Source organism: Paenibacillus mesophilus (assembly GCF_005938385.1).
Classification (GTDB): Bacteria; Bacillota; Bacilli; order Paenibacillales; family NBRC-103111; genus Paenibacillus_AB; species Paenibacillus_AB mesophilus.
On sequence record NZ_VCRA01000005.1, the window covers coordinates 261,442 to 276,798 of the forward strand.

At 51.4% G+C, this 15,357-nt stretch carries 16 protein-coding genes; 2 read left to right on the forward strand and 14 right to left on the reverse strand.

What is annotated here, in order from left to right; translation table 11 throughout:
* Positions 1–37: 37 nt before the first annotated feature.
* The 8 genes from FE783_RS11110 to FE783_RS11145 form a co-directional block, all read right to left on the reverse strand.
* Entirely contained in the window at positions 38–676 is a 639-nt protein-coding gene (locus tag FE783_RS11110; RefSeq protein ID WP_138879419.1) for an ABC transporter ATP-binding protein, read from the reverse strand.
* Entirely contained in the window at positions 673–2,325 is a 1,653-nt protein-coding gene (locus FE783_RS11115; protein WP_138879420.1) for an ABC transporter permease, read from the reverse strand. The genes FE783_RS11110 and FE783_RS11115 overlap by 4 nt, the downstream gene beginning before the upstream one ends.
* A gap of 2 nt (positions 2,326–2,327) precedes the next feature.
* Complete coding sequence (locus tag FE783_RS11120) at positions 2,328–3,434, reverse strand: Fe(3+) ABC transporter substrate-binding protein (RefSeq protein WP_138879421.1); 1,107 nt, start codon at positions 3,432–3,434, stop codon at positions 2,328–2,330.
* Positions 3,435–3,641: 207 nt separating this feature from the next.
* Entirely contained in the window at positions 3,642–5,051 is a 1,410-nt protein-coding gene (locus FE783_RS11125) for a HAMP domain-containing sensor histidine kinase (protein ID WP_138879422.1), read from the reverse strand.
* Positions 5,048–5,725 (reverse strand): response regulator transcription factor, encoded by a 678-nt coding sequence (locus tag FE783_RS11130; protein WP_138879423.1) that lies wholly within the window; start codon positions 5,723–5,725, stop codon positions 5,048–5,050. Before FE783_RS11130 ends, FE783_RS11125 begins: the two co-directional genes overlap by 4 nt.
* Positions 5,722–6,543, reverse strand: a complete 822-nt coding sequence (locus tag FE783_RS11135) for an endonuclease/exonuclease/phosphatase family protein (protein ID WP_138879424.1) — start codon at positions 6,541–6,543, stop codon at positions 5,722–5,724. Before FE783_RS11135 ends, FE783_RS11130 begins: the two co-directional genes overlap by 4 nt.
* A 159-nt stretch (positions 6,544–6,702) precedes the next feature.
* On the reverse strand, positions 6,703–7,188 hold the full coding sequence (locus FE783_RS11140) for a DnaJ family domain-containing protein (RefSeq protein WP_158301737.1): 486 nt from the start codon (positions 7,186–7,188) through the stop codon (positions 6,703–6,705).
* Positions 7,189–7,380: 192 nt separating this feature from the next.
* On the reverse strand, positions 7,381–7,761 hold the full coding sequence (locus tag FE783_RS11145) for an Hpt domain-containing protein (RefSeq protein WP_138879426.1): 381 nt from the start codon (positions 7,759–7,761) through the stop codon (positions 7,381–7,383).
* Between the two features lie 33 nt (positions 7,762–7,794).
* On the opposite strand from FE783_RS11145, the gene FE783_RS11150 reads away from it, so the two are divergent.
* Entirely contained in the window at positions 7,795–8,184 is a 390-nt protein-coding gene (locus FE783_RS11150; RefSeq protein WP_158301738.1) for a response regulator, read from the forward strand.
* 55 nt (positions 8,185–8,239) lie between these two features.
* On the opposite strand, the gene FE783_RS11155 is transcribed toward FE783_RS11150, so the two are convergent.
* The 5 genes from FE783_RS11155 to FE783_RS11175 all read right to left on the reverse strand — a co-directional run bounded on the left by FE783_RS11155 (position 8,240) and on the right by FE783_RS11175 (position 12,878).
* The gene (locus FE783_RS11155) at positions 8,240–8,866 is read right to left on the reverse strand and encodes an ABC transporter ATP-binding protein (protein ID WP_238403008.1); all 627 of its coding nucleotides are present in this window, start codon (positions 8,864–8,866) and stop codon (positions 8,240–8,242) included.
* A complete protein-coding gene (locus FE783_RS11160) occupies positions 8,748–9,950 on the reverse strand; it encodes an ABC transporter transmembrane domain-containing protein (protein ID WP_138879429.1) in 1,203 nt (400 codons plus the stop codon). Before FE783_RS11160 ends, FE783_RS11155 begins: the two co-directional genes overlap by 119 nt.
* Complete coding sequence (locus FE783_RS11165; protein ID WP_138879430.1) at positions 9,943–11,727, reverse strand: ABC transporter ATP-binding protein; 1,785 nt, start codon at positions 11,725–11,727, stop codon at positions 9,943–9,945. Before FE783_RS11165 ends, FE783_RS11160 begins: the two co-directional genes overlap by 8 nt.
* Before the next feature lie 163 nt (positions 11,728–11,890).
* Entirely contained in the window at positions 11,891–12,535 is a 645-nt protein-coding gene (gene rnhA, locus FE783_RS11170; RefSeq protein ID WP_138879431.1) for a ribonuclease H, read from the reverse strand.
* Between the two features lies 1 nt (position 12,536).
* The gene (locus tag FE783_RS11175) at positions 12,537–12,878 is read right to left on the reverse strand and encodes an ArsR/SmtB family transcription factor (protein ID WP_138879432.1); all 342 of its coding nucleotides are present in this window, start codon (positions 12,876–12,878) and stop codon (positions 12,537–12,539) included.
* Between the two features lie 114 nt (positions 12,879–12,992).
* On the opposite strand from FE783_RS11175, the gene FE783_RS11180 reads away from it, so the two are divergent.
* Complete coding sequence (locus tag FE783_RS11180; RefSeq protein ID WP_138879433.1) at positions 12,993–14,369, forward strand: MFS transporter; 1,377 nt, start codon at positions 12,993–12,995, stop codon at positions 14,367–14,369.
* A 150-nt stretch (positions 14,370–14,519) separates the two neighbouring features.
* On the opposite strand, the gene uppS is transcribed toward FE783_RS11180, so the two are convergent.
* A complete protein-coding gene (gene uppS, locus FE783_RS11185) occupies positions 14,520–15,266 on the reverse strand; it encodes a polyprenyl diphosphate synthase (RefSeq protein ID WP_138879434.1) in 747 nt (248 codons plus the stop codon).
* Positions 15,267–15,357 lie beyond the last annotated feature (91 nt).

Here is a 15,357-nt window from a genome sequence, read left to right on the forward strand (position 1 = left end):
GCTCCTTGCTGCCGGTTATTCAATTCTGTCATAAACGCTATCCGATGCGAACGATACGGTCGCACAAAGCTTCCGCATCGTCTTTGTCGTGAGTAACAAGAATGGATGTGATGGTAGCCTTCTGCAGCAGCTGCTTCAATTGCTGGCGAATGCTTACTTTCAGATCGGCATCCAAATTGCTGAAAGGCTCATCCATCAGCAAAATGGACGGCTCCGGCGCCAACGCCCGGGCAAAAGCGACACGCTGCTGCTGCCCTCCGCTTAGCTCGTGAGGGTACCGCTTCCGATAGTCCTCGAGATGTACGAGCTCCAGCATATCGGTTACTTTTGCCTCCCGGACCTTTTTCGGGAGACGGTGCAGACCGAACGCAATATTTTGCTCAACGGTAAGATGAGGAAATAAGGCGTAATCCTGGAACACCATGCCTACCCCGCGATGTTCGGGATTGACGAAATGCCCGGCGTCGACCATCGTCCGCCCATTGATCGAGATCCGTCCAGAGCGGGGTTCCTCCAGCCCAGAGATGAGCCGCAGCAGCGTGCTTTTGCCGGAACCGCTCCTCCCTAATATGCCAACGACTTCCCCTTGCTCGACGGTTATGGAAAAATCGTTCAGCACGCTCCCGTTGCCGGCGCCATATTGAAAAGAGACATTCGACATTTCAAAAAAAGTCATTTGGCTTGTTTCTCTCCCAACACATGATAAACCCATACGGATACGATTCCGACCCCAATAATGAACAGGGAGGGTAAGGAAGCTTGATGGATTTGTTCGTCGCTCGCATACTGGTAAGCTTTCGTAGCTAATGTATCGAAATTAAAAGGCCGCAGCAGGAGCGTGAGCGGCAGCTCCTTCACGATTTCCATGAACGTCAGGATGCCGCCCGTAAATACCGCTCCTTTAACCAAAGGAAGGTCGACTTTAAAAAACGTCCGGGTCATCCCCATGCCTAGCATTCGCGAAGCTTCCGAATAGCGGTTGCCGATCTTCTCGAATCCGGCTTCCACGGAGTTGAACCCGACTGCGAGAAAACGGATGATATAAGCGAAGATGAGCATCGCGTAAGACATGCTGAGCACCAGCTTATTCACGCCCCACCCAAGCTTCTCGTACAATCCTGCCAGCTGGTGGTCGAGCGAGATGAACACGGCGAGCACGCCTATGGCAAGAACGGCCCCCGGTATAGAATAACCCATGGAGATCAGTTTGGAAAGAACGAGCGTGAATACGGAGCGCTTCATTCGGCATACGTTCGATACGATTATGGCAAACAGCATCAGGATTACGATAGAAATGACGGATATGACCAGCGTGTTGGCCAGCATGCCGACAAATTTGGCGTTCCATACGTCCTTATACGTCCATTGAGCCCAGACGATCAATTGCACGACCGGGATGAGGAATGCAAATAAAAAAACGGCTGCGCCGAACGCGGACGCCGCGAATGCCGATAAGCCACGCAGCTTCCTGCGCTGGAGCGGTCGCGTTTTCCCGGTAGAGGAGCTGTACCTTTTTCGCCTGCGAAGAAGTCTCTCCACGATAAACAATCCGATGATAAAGCTCATCAACAGCGCGGCCAACCGAAGCGCCGAGTCAACGTCGCTCATGCCGAACCATGTTTTGAAGATGGCGGTTGAAAACGACTGGATGCCGAAATGCTTCGTAACGCCGAAGTCATTCAATACTTCGAAAGCGACCAAGCTGACTCCCCCGACGATCGCGGCTTGCGAAATCGGGAGAACGACCCGGAAAAAAATGTGCAGCGGGCTTCGCCCGAGCAACCTAGCATTTTCGATAAATGAAGCGCTCTGCTTCTCCAGAAATGTTTTCGTAATCAAATAGACGTAAGGAAACAAAAAAAGCGTAAAAATAAAAATAGCGCCCTTCACGGACATGATGTCGAAATAACGCTGATCCGGGGTCCAGCCCAGAACATTGCGTAGAAACGACTGAACGCTTCCCGTATAGCTCAACATGGAACTATACGTATAAGCCGCAATGTACGGAGGGATTGCCAGCGGCAAAATGAGAGCCCAGGACAAAATACGCCTGAACGGAAAATCGTAGGCCGCTATCAGCCAGGCCAGCGTCACTCCGATCATTACCGTAAAGGCTGCCGTACCGAGCACAAGCCAAAACGATTGGAGCGCATAATCTTTCAGCATGTACTGCTGAATATGCTGCCAGTTTTCGTTCGGCTTACGAAGCAGACCGATCAATATATATAGACACGGAAGAAGGGCCAAGATGGCCCCGACGATGCTGAGTATGACCCAGCCGCTGCTATTCCGTTTCAGTTTTCGCACGATTGCGGAAACGTTCATGTTTATTTCCAGCCTGCCTTGTTGAGTATTTCGATCGATTTTTTGTTATGATCGCCGAGCTTGGAGAAATCGAGCTGCTGCGTTTTGAACGTTCCCCAAGATTTGAGCAGCTCCGGCTTGTCCGCCGTTTCGTTAACCGGGAACTCGAAGCTTCCTTGCGTCAATATCGTTTGACCTTCTTTGCCGGTGATAAATTCGACCAGCTTGATAGCATTATCCTTGTTTTTCGCATGCTTCGTCAAGCCTGCGCCGCTAATGTTCAAGTGGGTGCCGGTCGTGCTTTGGTTCGGGAAGAATACCCCGATGTTTTGCGCTACTTTCACTTCTTCCGCATCTTTGGAGGCCAGCATTTGTCCTACATAGTATGTGTTCATGATCGCGACGTCGCCGACTTTGGCGGCAATGGCTTTCGCCTGATCACGGTCTCCGCCTTCCGGCTTGCGGGCCAAGTTAGCGACGATGCCTTTCGACCATTCTTCGGCTTTCTGTTCCCCGTTCAGCTCGATAAAGGAAGCGACAAGCGATTGGTTGTACAGGCTGGACGACGAGCGTACCAATACTTTTCCTTTCCATTTCTCGCCGGCCAAATCTTCGTAAGTGGACAATTGCTCCGGCTTGACGCGGTCCTTCGCATAGACGATTACGCGCGCGCGGGTGGCGATCCCGACCCAATTGTTGTCTTTATCGCGCAGCTGCTTAGGGACGTTCTTGTCGATGGCCGCGGATTGGAGCGGCTGCAGCACCGCGTTCTGCTTCGCATAATTCAGCACGCCACCGTCAACGGTAATAAACAAGTCCGCTTCCGAGCTTGCGCCCTCCCGCTTCAGACGCTCTACCAGCTCTTCCGCCGTTCCTTTCACTTCGTTTACTTTTATGCCCGTTTGCTTCGTGAACGCTTCGAACAATACGCTGTCCACGTCGTAGTGTCTTGCGGTATAAACGTTGACGACTTGTTCTTTGCCCTTGCCGCCGTTATCCGCAGGCTTGTTATCCGTCTTAGGCGTGGCCGCATTGTTCGAGGTGTTTCCTGTGCCGTTCGATGCGCAACCGGCCATCAAGATGACCGTCATCATCAGAAGCATGATGTTAACTAAAGTTTTCCTTTTCATTTCGTTCTCCCTTTCGATCTTTTAATTGACGATAATATTCATTCTCATTTAAGTCTCAAAAAAAATGATCGATCCCCCCGCACTTTACTTTTATCGTTGATAATGAATATCATTAGCATTCACACTGAACTATTTCACATTGTAGCGGACTAAAATGAGAAAATGATGTGAAAACGAAAAAAAATTATAATTTGTCAAAATATCCGATCACGGCGGCAGTACAGGGAAAGAAACGGTAACCGTCGTCCCCTCATTTTCTTTGCTGCGGATCGAGATCGCGCCATTATACCGTTCCACGAGCCGCTTCGCAATCGACAGTCCGAGACCGTTCCCGCCCTGCTCCCTGCTTCTCGCTTTATCGACGCGATAAAACCGATCCATGACATAAGGCAAGTCCGTCTCGGGAATGCCGATGCCGGAGTCGGTTATTTCGATGCTCGCATGTCTGTCGAGTACGCTTCCCTTTATCCGGATGCGCTTATTCTCCATCGAATATTTCATTGCATTGTCCAGCACGATGAGCATAATTTGCTCCAAATGACCTTCGGAAATCTCGATCATCGTACCGGTTAACGGCACAAGCTCGGTCTCCAGTTGAAACGACGGATATACGGCGGCAATATGCTTCATAACGTGCAGGACGACCTGATCCGGTTTCGCCTTTCGGACGCCTTCTCCGGTCGTTTGTTCTTCCGCTCGGGTCAGCGCCAGAAGCTCCTGAACGAGACCTTTGAGACGCGCCAGCTCTTGAATGGAAATGTCCAGCGATTCCTCCAGAATGGCCGGATCCTTTTTTCCCCAGCGCTGGAGCAAGGACAGGTGGCCTTCTATGATCGCAATCGGCGTCCTGAGCTCATGAGAAGCGTCTTCTACGAACTGCCTCTGCTGCTGGAACGACCTCTCGACCTGGTCCATCATTTCATTGAACATTTTCATCAAGGTCGAAATTTCGTCGTGGTTGTTGTTCACCAGTACCCGCTCGTGCAGCCCTTTTTGCTTGATTTTGCGGATCGCATCCGCCATCGATTGAAGCGGCTTAAGCAGCTGGCGGGCAAGCAGCCGACCTCCCACCCCGCTTATGATAATCGCGCCGAATCCGCATACGAGCATGACGCGGGAAAAGGCGTTAATAAGCTGAACGAAGTCCTCGTTATTTTTCACAATTTCGACGGTTCCATTGAATTCGAATATCGTGAGCGGACTTCTCATAATCAATAAACGATCCTTGAAGTACAGCCCTCCGGTTTTCTCCGGCGCGGACAACGGGTCCCCATCGATCCATTCGTTCGGTACACGGTTCGATACAACAACGATCGGACGCCCTTTGTCATCGAGGACGCGAATCGATTGGTTTTGATGGTTGACCTTTTCCAGAAATCCCCGAATATACGGCATATCCGATTCTTTGAAGGAAAACTCGTTCTCCAGGAAATAGTTCAATATTTCGTTCATATTTTGCCGAGTGCCGATCTTCTCCTGCTGGATCATCCACTTCTCGATAAACGTATATTGAACCGCATTATAAGCCGCGAACAGCAGAAAAAGCAGCAGCGAGGACCAGATCGTCAATTTCCATTTGATCGGCAGCTGATGTACGGCGGAAAATAGCTTCCTCATCTTCTCATCACGTATCCGATGCCCCTCTGCGTCTGAATGTAGCTGGCTTCGCCGGGACTGTCGATTTTGTTCCGCAAGTATCGCACATATACGTCCACTACGTTCGTATCGACAGCCGCTTCAAACCCCCATACGGTATCGAGCAGCGCTTCGCGGGACATGACCCGATTCGGGTTGTTCATGAACGCGACAAGCAAATCGTACTCCCGCTTCGTCAGATCGATCGTTGCGTTTCCTTTGCGCACGAACCTGGAATCCGTATTGACGCTCAAATCCTGGAAAATAAGCAGCGATTTGTGCTCATCTGCGCTATCCTCCTGTCTTCGGAATACTACCCGGATGCGGGCCAGCAGCTCCTCGATGGCGAACGGCTTCGGAATATAATCGTCGGCACCGCTATCCAATCCGGCCACACGGTCCGTAATGCTGTCTCTCGCCGTCAGCATCATAATCGGCGTTTTTTTCACGGAACGGATTCTCCGGCATACTTCAAGACCATCCATGCCTGGGAGCATCAGATCCAACAGGATAAGTCCCCATTCTTCCATCAGAGCGAGCTCAAGTCCGGATTTGCCGTCATAAGCGACCGTCACGGCGAATGATTCGTTGCGGAGCTCCAGCTCGATAAACCGCGATAAGTTTTTCTCGTCCTCGATCAGTAAAATCTTCTTCATGCTTGGCCGTTCTCCCGCGCGTTTTTCCATGATACGTTCGAGAGGACGGGATAGTGATCGGACGGATATCCTCCGTCAATCCGGTCTCTTCTTATCGTAGTTGAAACAAATTCAATGCCCGAGCACCCTAGTATATAATCGATTGGGCTTCCTTGCACGCCTCCGTTGTAATTATGGAACGTTTTGCTGTCCCGCTTCTCTTCCTCCGTAAAAAGATCGTAACAGCTCGCCACCGGGTCGAACTCTTTCACGACGTCGAACAATCCGCTGTCCGGCACGTCATTGAAGTCGCCGGTGACGATGGAAGGCAGCGTTCCGTCGCAGTCGTTGACATCCCGTATTTTGTTCAATACAAGCTTAAGCCCTTCTTTTCGGGCCAGTTCTCCTTTATGGTCCAAATGCGTATTGAACAAGCGCAAAATCGGCCTATCGTCATCCGTTCCAGCCAACTCGACCCAGGAGCATATTCTTTCGCACGCGGCGTCCCAGCCTTTGCTGCCGATCTTGTCAGGCGTTTCCGACAGCATGAACGATTGCTTTCTGCGAATCGAGAACGAAGCTTTTTTCACAAAGACCGCGCAATACTCGCCTACTTGTTTGGATTCGTTCCGGTTTTTCCCATAAATCTCGTACACGTCTTGAAAACGCTCCTTCAACCAATCCAGCATCGGAATCGTCGCTTCCTGCGTACCGATCAGGTCCGGCTTGCAGTCCTCGATGACGGCGGCCACCCAATGCTTTCTTTGCTCCCATGCATAAGGATCCTTGGACACGATCACACGCAAATTAAAGGTCATTACGGAAATTTCGGTTCTCAATGCAGTTCCTCCCCGGATAAGTCGCGAATCTCGGCATTTGCCTCTACTAGGTTCTGGTCAACATGATACGTCGATCATCCGGAAATGACAACCACGAATAAGCAGAAAACGAGAAAAGAGCCGGATTCCTTAACGGAAAGGAAAGTCCGGCTCTTCATCTTATTCCCATTTGTTCAATTGCTCCCGGATCGAATCCGGAAAGAGCCGGCTTTTTTGCAGAAGAGGCGTCGGTACGGCTGCATTGTATCGGGCTATTTTCTTGTTGATCGCATCCAATTCGGTTTTCGCTGCCGGCGGCATACGTTCCGCTTCATGCTTGCGCAGCAGCGCCCGGATGTCGTCGCGGATTTCATGCTGCAGCTCGAGCCATGAAGGAAGAAAGTTGGAGTTTTTCAGTATGGAGTTCAGGGCATCGCCTTCGGGAACGGGAATCGGTTTTCCTTTTCCGGCCAAATGCTCGAGTCCTCCGTTTTTCTCGCATTCGCTGAACGCGTCATCCAACCAGCTGCCCATTCTCCGGGCATTCAGCTTGGTCGACACGGAGTTCTCGGCTATTTCGCCTGGAGCCGAATGGAATGACGGAGCTTCGGGAAGCGGCGTTCCTTCGATTTTGGCGGATTTGTTCCGGCGGAACCAATTGTTCATAAGCACCATCCCTACCGTTATCATTTCCTGCATTTCTAGTATAAACCAATTTCAATCCATTCGTTCGGCGGAAAAGTGAGAATAGTATGACAATTACAAGCGGTAAACGGAAAGGAATATCCAAAAATCCTCCCCGGCGCCGAGGAGGATTATGTTACAATGGAAATGATTGTCGATTGGAAACCCGTTCCATTAAGCGTGCTGCTTGCTCAAATGCTCCTTCAGAAGCCCCAGCTTGACGATGAATCGGTCCATCTCATGCTGCTCGGCTGCGGCATCATACACCTTCCCGGCCGACCGATCGTCCTGAACGTCATGAACTTGCTCCAGTATTTGTTTGCACACCCGATCGATATCATCGTATTGAATGGTCAATGCCACACCCTTGAGAGCATGCACGTGCCGGTGAATAAGATCTACCGTTTGATCGAATGAAAGAGAGCGATCCGTCCATTGCCGGATGCCCGCTTCCATTTCCGACATTTTGGAGGCTGCATCTTGCAGAAACAGCTCCTGCGCTTGGCGGATGATCCGTTTTAATTTCTCGTTATAATCATTGTCGGAATGTGCCATCGATGCCTCCGGTACCCGTAAAGGAGAATGGAAATGAGTAAAAAAATAGCTTTGATCGACGACAGCGCTCCGTTTCGACTCATGGTCAAGCAGCTGCTGGAGCTCCGCGAATACGAAGTGACGCCTTTCGATTCCGCCGAGCAGTTTTTTGGCGTCAACCAACGGATCACCTTGACCCGGTTCGATCTGATCATTGTGGACATCAACCTGCCGGACATGGACGGATTGTCGGTTCTTGAGCAATTGAAAACCGATCCTCTATCCAATCCCATTCCTGTGCTGATCGTAACAGGTGAACCGAAGAAAACGAATATTAAGCATGCCATCCAGTTCGGCGTGAACGACTTTATCGGCAAACCGATCGACCCGGCACAATTTTGCGAAAGAGTCGAACGGTTGCTGAACCCGTCTATGCCGGAATAGCACAACGTGGACATAAGCCCGTTATTCCATTTCGACTTTACTCGGCTATATCCTCTTAGTATGCAGAGGCTTTTATCAGTCGTCGGAAGACGGGGCCATTATCCGCAAGCTCCTCATACGTCCCTTGTTCGGCTAGCGTACCTTGATCCAAGACGTAGATGATATCGGCGTTCTCCACGATCGACAGACGGTGCGCGATGACGATCGTAGTTTTACCGCGGCGTGCCTCGTCCATATACCGCTGGACCTTGCGCTCCGTCTCCGCATCCAGAGAGGACGTAGCCTCGTCCAGTATCAAGATGTCGGGGTCGGCCAGAAGGGAGCGGATGATCGCGAGTCTTTGCCGTTGTCCTCCGGATAAAGTGACCCCTCTTTCGCCCACGGGCGTATCGTACCCTTGCGGCAGAGAAGCGAAAACATCGTGCATTTGCATGTCCCTGCACATATCCATAAGCTTTTGATCGGATACGCTGCGTCCGAATGTAAGGTTGTTTCTAATCGTATCCGGGAACAAATACGGCTCCTGAAATACGATGTTCGTCCTGCCCGCCCATTGCTCCCGATCAAGCTGTTCGATCGGAAACCCATTGACGAGCAGCCGTCCGCCTGTCGGTTCGTACAATCTGACGAGCAGCTGGGCGATCGTCGATTTGCCGCTTCCGCTTGCCCCGACGAAGGCGATTTTTTTTCCCATCGGGAGCCAAAGAGACAGTTCCTTCAGCACAGGCCCCCCCCTCGTCCGCATACTTGAACGCGACCGATTCCAGTTCTACGCTCCGGATCGGCTCCATAAGTTTGCGGCTCCCCGGTTCGATCGGCTCGAAGCCGCCAAATTCGCGGTATCTCTCGACCGTTGCGATTGAACCCGATAAACCTACCGCAAAGCTGTAGCATCCGCTTATCGAATCGATCAGCTGGGAGGCGAATTGGTAAACGACGACAAACGTCCCGAGTGATATCGTATGATGAAGCACCCCGTGCCCGAGATAAGCGAGTACGATCAAGTTAACCCCCCACTTCAACGGCCCGGACCATACCACCTGCCTATTCGTAAGTCTCGTTTCCAGTGCCGCCTGCTCATAATAGCTCCGGAACAAATGGTGATACCGCTTCATCTCCCGCTCCTGCCTGTTGAAGGCTGCAATTTCTCTCGAGGCGGAAATGCCTTCCTCCAGATGAACGAGCATCGCGGAGCGACGCTCGCTCTTGAGCTTGGCCGCCTCCTTCAGCTTCGTGCCATAATATCGGGTAAGGTATATATAAACCGGACTTACGGCTGCGACGATCAGAAGCAAGGAGGGGCTTGTCAACCCGATCGTTCCGACAAGCAGAAGCATTTTGACGATCGTTTGAGCTCCTTCGGGAAGTCGTTGGCCCAGTAAGTTGGATATTCCGTCGACATCCTTGGTCAACAGTTGAACGTTGTCCGCGTTCCGTCCATCTCTGTATAGCTTGAACGGTATTCGATAGAAACGGTTCATAAAGTCCGAAATAAGCTGATGTCTGATTTTGGCTTTATACGAAAACATGAGCGTTCTGATTCCCGTGAACAGTACGGCATCCAATAGGACGACAGCCCCGTACAAGCCTATTACGACAGGAAGCTGACCGTACATTCCTTGAACAAACACGTTATCGATAATCAGCTTCTGGACGCCGATACCCGATAAATTGACGGCAGCCTCTATAGCCATAAGGACAAGAATGAATAAGTAATAACGTTTCATTCGAAATACCCGATGCCGTACCCATTTCCAGTTATCCATTCTCCTCCGTTCCCCCGTTTACCAGCTTATAGAAAAGCTGCTTGCGGGACATCAGTTCCTCGTAGCTTCCTGACTCCGCAACTTGTCCGTCCGCCATGTATACAATCCGGCTGTATGTGCGTATCGTCGATAATCGATGCGCCGCCGCCACAATCGTCCGGTTTTCGAACAAGGTCTCCATCGCTTGACCTACCTCCCGCTCTCCCTCATAGTCCAGCGCCGATGTCGCTTCGTCCAATAAAATGACGGACGGATTTTTAACCAGCATACGGGCAAGCGCGATTCGTTGTTTCTGGCCGCCGGACAGCTTGCTTCCGCGTTCGCCTACTACGGTGTCGTAGCCATCCGGCATCTGCATAATGAAGTGATGGGCGTATGCGGCAATGGCCGCAGCCTCTACCTCCTCATCGGTAGCTTCGGGGCGCCCGAACCTTATATTTTCCCTGATCGATTGGTGGAACAAATAAGTATCTTGGAACACGAAGCCGAGCGAGTCCCGAAGCTTCGAAATCGACAGCTTGGGGAGCGGGACGCCGTCCAGTACGATTTCGCCGTCAATCGGATCATAGAACCGGCCGATCAGCTTCATGATCGTCGATTTACCGGTGCCGCTGGCGCCGACAATCGCAACCTTTTCTCCGGGATGGATATGCAAGTTGAAATGCCGCAACACACCAGACCGATCGGGATAATCGAAAGAGACGTCTCGGAAATGAAGCTCCCCCTTTACCTTCGACAAGGGAACGGGATGATCCGGTTCCTGCACTTCCGGCGTCCGCCTCATGAATCGGTATATGACTTCGGCCTGGAACATGAGCGCCTTCTGAGCGGCAACGGACATGACGATGAACGTGAACATCCCGATCGACATGAAATAGTAGAACAGGAAAGCGATAAACTCGCCGACCGTGATCGCTAGTGTTTGCACCATATAGGAGCCGTAAGCGAATAAGACGATAGCTCCCATGGAAATGGACAACCCGCGAAGAAAGCCTCTGACAAGCGCATAGTAAGTCGACATGACGTCGCTTTTGTTATAGGCCGATACGGCATCAAGCAGCCTGCTCAAGTCCCATTTCTCGCTGCCGTTCGCGCGGAGTTCCGGCAAGGCCATAAAGCTGTCATATATTCGCTTGTTCATGAATTTACTGTTCTCGGTACGTTGCCGGCCATGCTGAGAGGTTTTCTTGGATAAATACGGCGCGAACAAGTAGAATGTAAAAAAACAAGGCAGTACGGCAAGCGTAAGCTGCCATTGCATAAGGAACATGGCGGCCGTCATGACGGCAACGAACAATAGATGCTGAATCAGCTTCGGCAAGTACGATTGATAAATTTGCTGCACGGCCGATACTTCTGTGTTCAACAGGGATAAAGTCTCGCCGACGGGATGCTTCTCGTAATAGGCGAATCCGAGCCGGTGCAGCTGACGATAGACGCCGAGCTGCAAATCCCGGCCCGCCAGCTCCTGAATATTGCGCTGCATATTGTTCCTCGTTACGGTAAGGGCGTACATGAAGCCGATCATAATAGCAGTCGCGACGAGAAGCATGTAAAAAAGCTTCTCTTCATTTTTTGGTAAAATCACGTCGATGAAATATTGAATGAGCTTCGGTATCGACATTTCGATCAACGTAATAAACAAGCTGCAGCCAATGAGCAGAGCGAACGTCTTTCTGTAGGGACGCAAGTACGACAATACCCATAGGTACAGTTTCGTTATGCTGACATTGTCCGGGTCGGATCGGACGGACTTGTGTCGGACTACAGCTTCCAAATGCACCACTCCCTTTCGACGATGTAATCTCCTAAATGCAAGCGCTTCCAAAATAGATTTTATGATTACCTCGATTATACCGAATTGTCCAATGTTTTCCAATCAAAAGGAAAAGCCGGGATGCTTCCATCCGGCTTCACATTGCATCTTTGGGACGAACCGATTACTTGCGTCCGTAGTCTGCTTTTATTTCTCCCCAGCTCCGGGTTTGCCACTTCAGCACTTTATTGTCGTATGTGTTCGTTTTCAGCCAATCGACGGCCCTGTCGACGAGATCCCAAATCTCTTTGGTCGATGCATCCCTAGCCAGTGTAGAGGAAACAGCCTTCTCTCTAACCCACTTGAGAGCATTCATCGAGTCGGTGTAGACGGTCTTGCTGCTGCCCGCTTTCTTCAAATAGGACAAGGCATGCACGATGGCGAGGAATTCTCCCAAATTATTCGTCCCTTTCTTGATCGGGCCGAATGAGAATAAGATGTCCCCCGTCCTCGTATCGACGCCTTTGTACTCCACCGGGCCGGGATTGCCTTTCGTTCCGACATCGACGGATATACTGTCATAGTCGATTTCCTCCGACATGGCTGCCTGTGAGCGGCCAGGCTTATCGGAGCTTGGTTTCGCTCCCGATGCTTGTCCCCACGACGCGGACCAACCTGCCGTATAGGCTTTTTCCGCCTCCGCTTTCGTTTCGAACGATTTGAATTTCGCACCCTGGAACTGATTGACCTGCTTCTGGCACTCGGGCCAGCTCGTATAGATTCCGGGTTTCCTGCCTACCCATACGACATAATATTTGGTGTTCGCCACATTACAGCTCCTTAGCCAGAAATTGATCCTTCCCGCCGGAAGATTCATATGCGTGCAGAACGGAAGAAAGCAGTCCCGGGAACCGGGCTTCCAAATCTTCCGTGCGTATGGATAAGAAACGTTGCGTGCCGTGCACGCGTACCCGTACGACACCGGCTTCCCGCAGCGTTCTGGAATGATGCGACAAGGTCGATTTCACGACGGGAACTTCGATGTCTCCGCAAGTCCGCTCCCCCGCTTTGTGCAGCTCTGCGACTAAATACAAGCGGACGGGGTCGCTCAAAGCATACAGGACGGAGGACAAATGGATATCGGCCCGGTCGGGATGATGTAATATTTTCATGCTTCAGCCTCCTTCGATCCATGAACCCGATGATTGCATTTTATCATATCGCATGATATATTTCTAATATTCGATAATTATCGAACAATAGAACATAAGGAGAGGGAGTTACCTATGTCTAGTCCAACCTTTACGGAAAACGTTCGCGTACCGGAGCAGACCGCATTAAAGGAAGGGCTGGTTACCGTTCTGCTAGGCATCGCGATCGTCCTGGTCATCATGAACACGATGATGTTTAATTTGGCGCTGCCTGAAGTTTCTCGTTCGTTCGGGATATCGGCATCCGCCACCTCCTGGATCGTCACCGGCTATTCGATCGTTTTCGCGATCTCATCCATTACATATAGCCGGTTATCCGATTTTGTGCCGATTCGCAGGCTGATCATGATCGGACTTGTCTCCTTGAGTGCGGCCGCGGTCGCCGGATTGTTCAGCAACAGCTTCGTTGTGCTGATGGCCGTCCGCATCGTACAGGCGTCCGGTGCCGGCTCCATTCCGGCTTTGTCTCTTATCCTTATAAGCCGCTACGTGCCGATGGAGCGCCGGGGCAAGGCAATGGCAACCGTTATGTCCGCGGCATCGCTCGGTCTTGGTCTCGGACCGGTATTCGGTGGAGCCATCGTGGAATTCCTCGGCTGGCGTTATTTATTTGCGGTTACGGCAGTAACCCTGCTGCTCGTTCCGTTCTTTGCGGTATTGCTGCCGAAGGAAACACCGAACAAAGGCTCTTTCGACGCGATCGGAGGGCTTCTCGCGGGAGTCGGGACGACCGGATTGCTTCTATTCCTGACGACGGGGTCGTGGATAGCCCTGACTGCGGGGCTAATTGCGCTCGTTTTGTTCGTTCTCCGCATCCGTTACGCGGCCGATCCGTTCGTACAGCCCTCGTTATTCCGCAACCGGTCCTATTTGACGCTGGGAGCGGTCGGGATCGCAGCCTATTTGTGCAGCTTCGCCACTCTGTTCATCATGCCGCAAATACTGGTCAATTTATACGGCCTAAGCGCCATCGTCTCCGGATTCGTCATTTTCCCAGGCTCGCTCCTCGCGATGCTGCTGTCCCGCCGTGTAGGCAAAATGATCGACCGATATGGAAATGGGGGGATCATCCGGTATATCCCCTACGTGCTTCTCGCGTCCGTCGTCCTGTTTGCACTGTTCGCCGGCAAGTCCTATATCGCCATCATGCTTATTTATATGCTCGTAAGCGTCGGATTCACCTTCTTGACCAGCAGCATTTCCAATGAGATGTCGCGCATATTGCCTGCTTCCCAGATCGGATCCGGCATGGGACTGTTCCAGCTGCTTCAGTTTTTCAGCGGAGCTTTCGGCGTGGCGGCGACGGCCAGCGCTCTCGTGTGGCAGCGCAAGCTTTCCCTGCCGGTCGCTTACGGCAACATTTATTGGGGGATTACGGTTATCGTCGCCGCTTCGATCGGATGCGCGTATTACTATTTGCGCCAAACCGCGAGAACGGTCAAGGCAACCTAATCGGGTAAAGCGAGAAAAACAGCATTTATTTGCTGCTAATCATTGGCGTCAACACAAATAGCGGATGCCAGGGACTCTTATTTTCGATCGAATAACCCGATCACGGGTCGTTTGCCTCGAATAAGAGCCCCAAACGTCTCGTATTTTCAATCAAGAGCCGAACCCCCGACGTCTGCACTGGTAATCATAAATCGCTCTGTACAGAAGGAGCTCACTGAAGCTTGGCCACATCTCGTCGGTAAACCACAGCTCGGCTTGCGCGCATTGCCACAACAGAAACCCGCTCAGCCTTTTTTCACCGCTTGTTCTTATGACAAGCTGAGGCGATGGGCACCCGGACGTGTATAAATACGTTTCGAATTCGTCGGGAGTCAAATCTTCTTTGCCGTCGTCAATGACCGACTTCAATGCATGAATGATTTCGCTCCGTCCCCCGTAATTCATTGCAAAATTGACGGTCATCCCCGTATTGGCGCCCGTCACCGCCGCCGCATTCTTCATAACCTGCTGCGTACTATCGGAAAATCGGCTTATATCTCCGATGAATCGGATGCGGATATTAGAGTCGTTGATCTCGCGAATCGTATTGCCGGTTACGAACTGATGGACCAAATTAATGATGTAATCGACTTCTTCGGCCGGCCGCTTCCAGTTTTCCGTAGAGAACGCATACAACGTCAAGTACTTGACATTCGCATGCAGACAATTTCGGATCGTCTCCCTCATCGTCTGCATACCGGCATAATGCCCGGCGCTTCTGGGCAAGCCTCTCCTCGCCGCCCATCTCCCGTTGCCGTCCATCATGATTGCGATATGGCTGGGCAAAGCTCCGTTCCAGTCGATTGCTTGTTTGAGCTTCTTTGTTTTGATCGCATCGGCCAATGACCGCAGATTCATCTCCTATCGCCTCTCTTTGACACGAGTATACTGCAGAGACCAATCTTTTCCAATGATGAATCGATCATTTTCCGATGATGGATGGCATAGC

Bases quoted from the DNA above. Each gene is read 5' to 3' on its own strand.
- FE783_RS11175 (WP_138879432.1), bottom strand. From the start codon at position 12,878: ATGAAAATATTACATCATCCCGACCGGGCCGATATCCATTTGTCCTCC.
- FE783_RS11160 (WP_138879429.1), bottom strand. From the start codon at position 9,950: ATGGATAACTGGAAATGGGTACGGCATCGGGTATTTCGAATGAAACGT.
- FE783_RS11125 (WP_138879422.1), bottom strand. From the start codon at position 5,051: ATGAGGAAGCTATTTTCCGCCGTACATCAGCTGCCGATCAAATGGAAA.
- FE783_RS11130 (WP_138879423.1), bottom strand. From the start codon at position 5,725: ATGAAGAAGATTTTACTGATCGAGGACGAGAAAAACTTATCGCGGTTT.
- FE783_RS11150 (WP_158301738.1), top strand. From the start codon at position 7,795: ATGAGTAAAAAAATAGCTTTGATCGACGACAGCGCTCCGTTTCGACTC.
- FE783_RS11180 (WP_138879433.1), top strand. From the start codon at position 12,993: ATGTCTAGTCCAACCTTTACGGAAAACGTTCGCGTACCGGAGCAGACC.
- FE783_RS11140 (WP_158301737.1), bottom strand. From the start codon at position 7,188: ATGAACAATTGGTTCCGCCGGAACAAATCCGCCAAAATCGAAGGAACG.
- FE783_RS11110 (WP_138879419.1), bottom strand. From the start codon at position 676: ATGACTTTTTTTGAAATGTCGAATGTCTCTTTTCAATATGGCGCCGGC.
- FE783_RS11120 (WP_138879421.1), bottom strand. From the start codon at position 3,434: ATGAAAAGGAAAACTTTAGTTAACATCATGCTTCTGATGATGACGGTC.
- FE783_RS11115 (WP_138879420.1), bottom strand. From the start codon at position 2,325: ATGAACGTTTCCGCAATCGTGCGAAAACTGAAACGGAATAGCAGCGGC.
- FE783_RS11145 (WP_138879426.1), bottom strand. From the start codon at position 7,761: ATGGCACATTCCGACAATGATTATAACGAGAAATTAAAACGGATCATC.
- uppS (WP_138879434.1), bottom strand. From the start codon at position 15,266: ATGAATCTGCGGTCATTGGCCGATGCGATCAAAACAAAGAAGCTCAAA.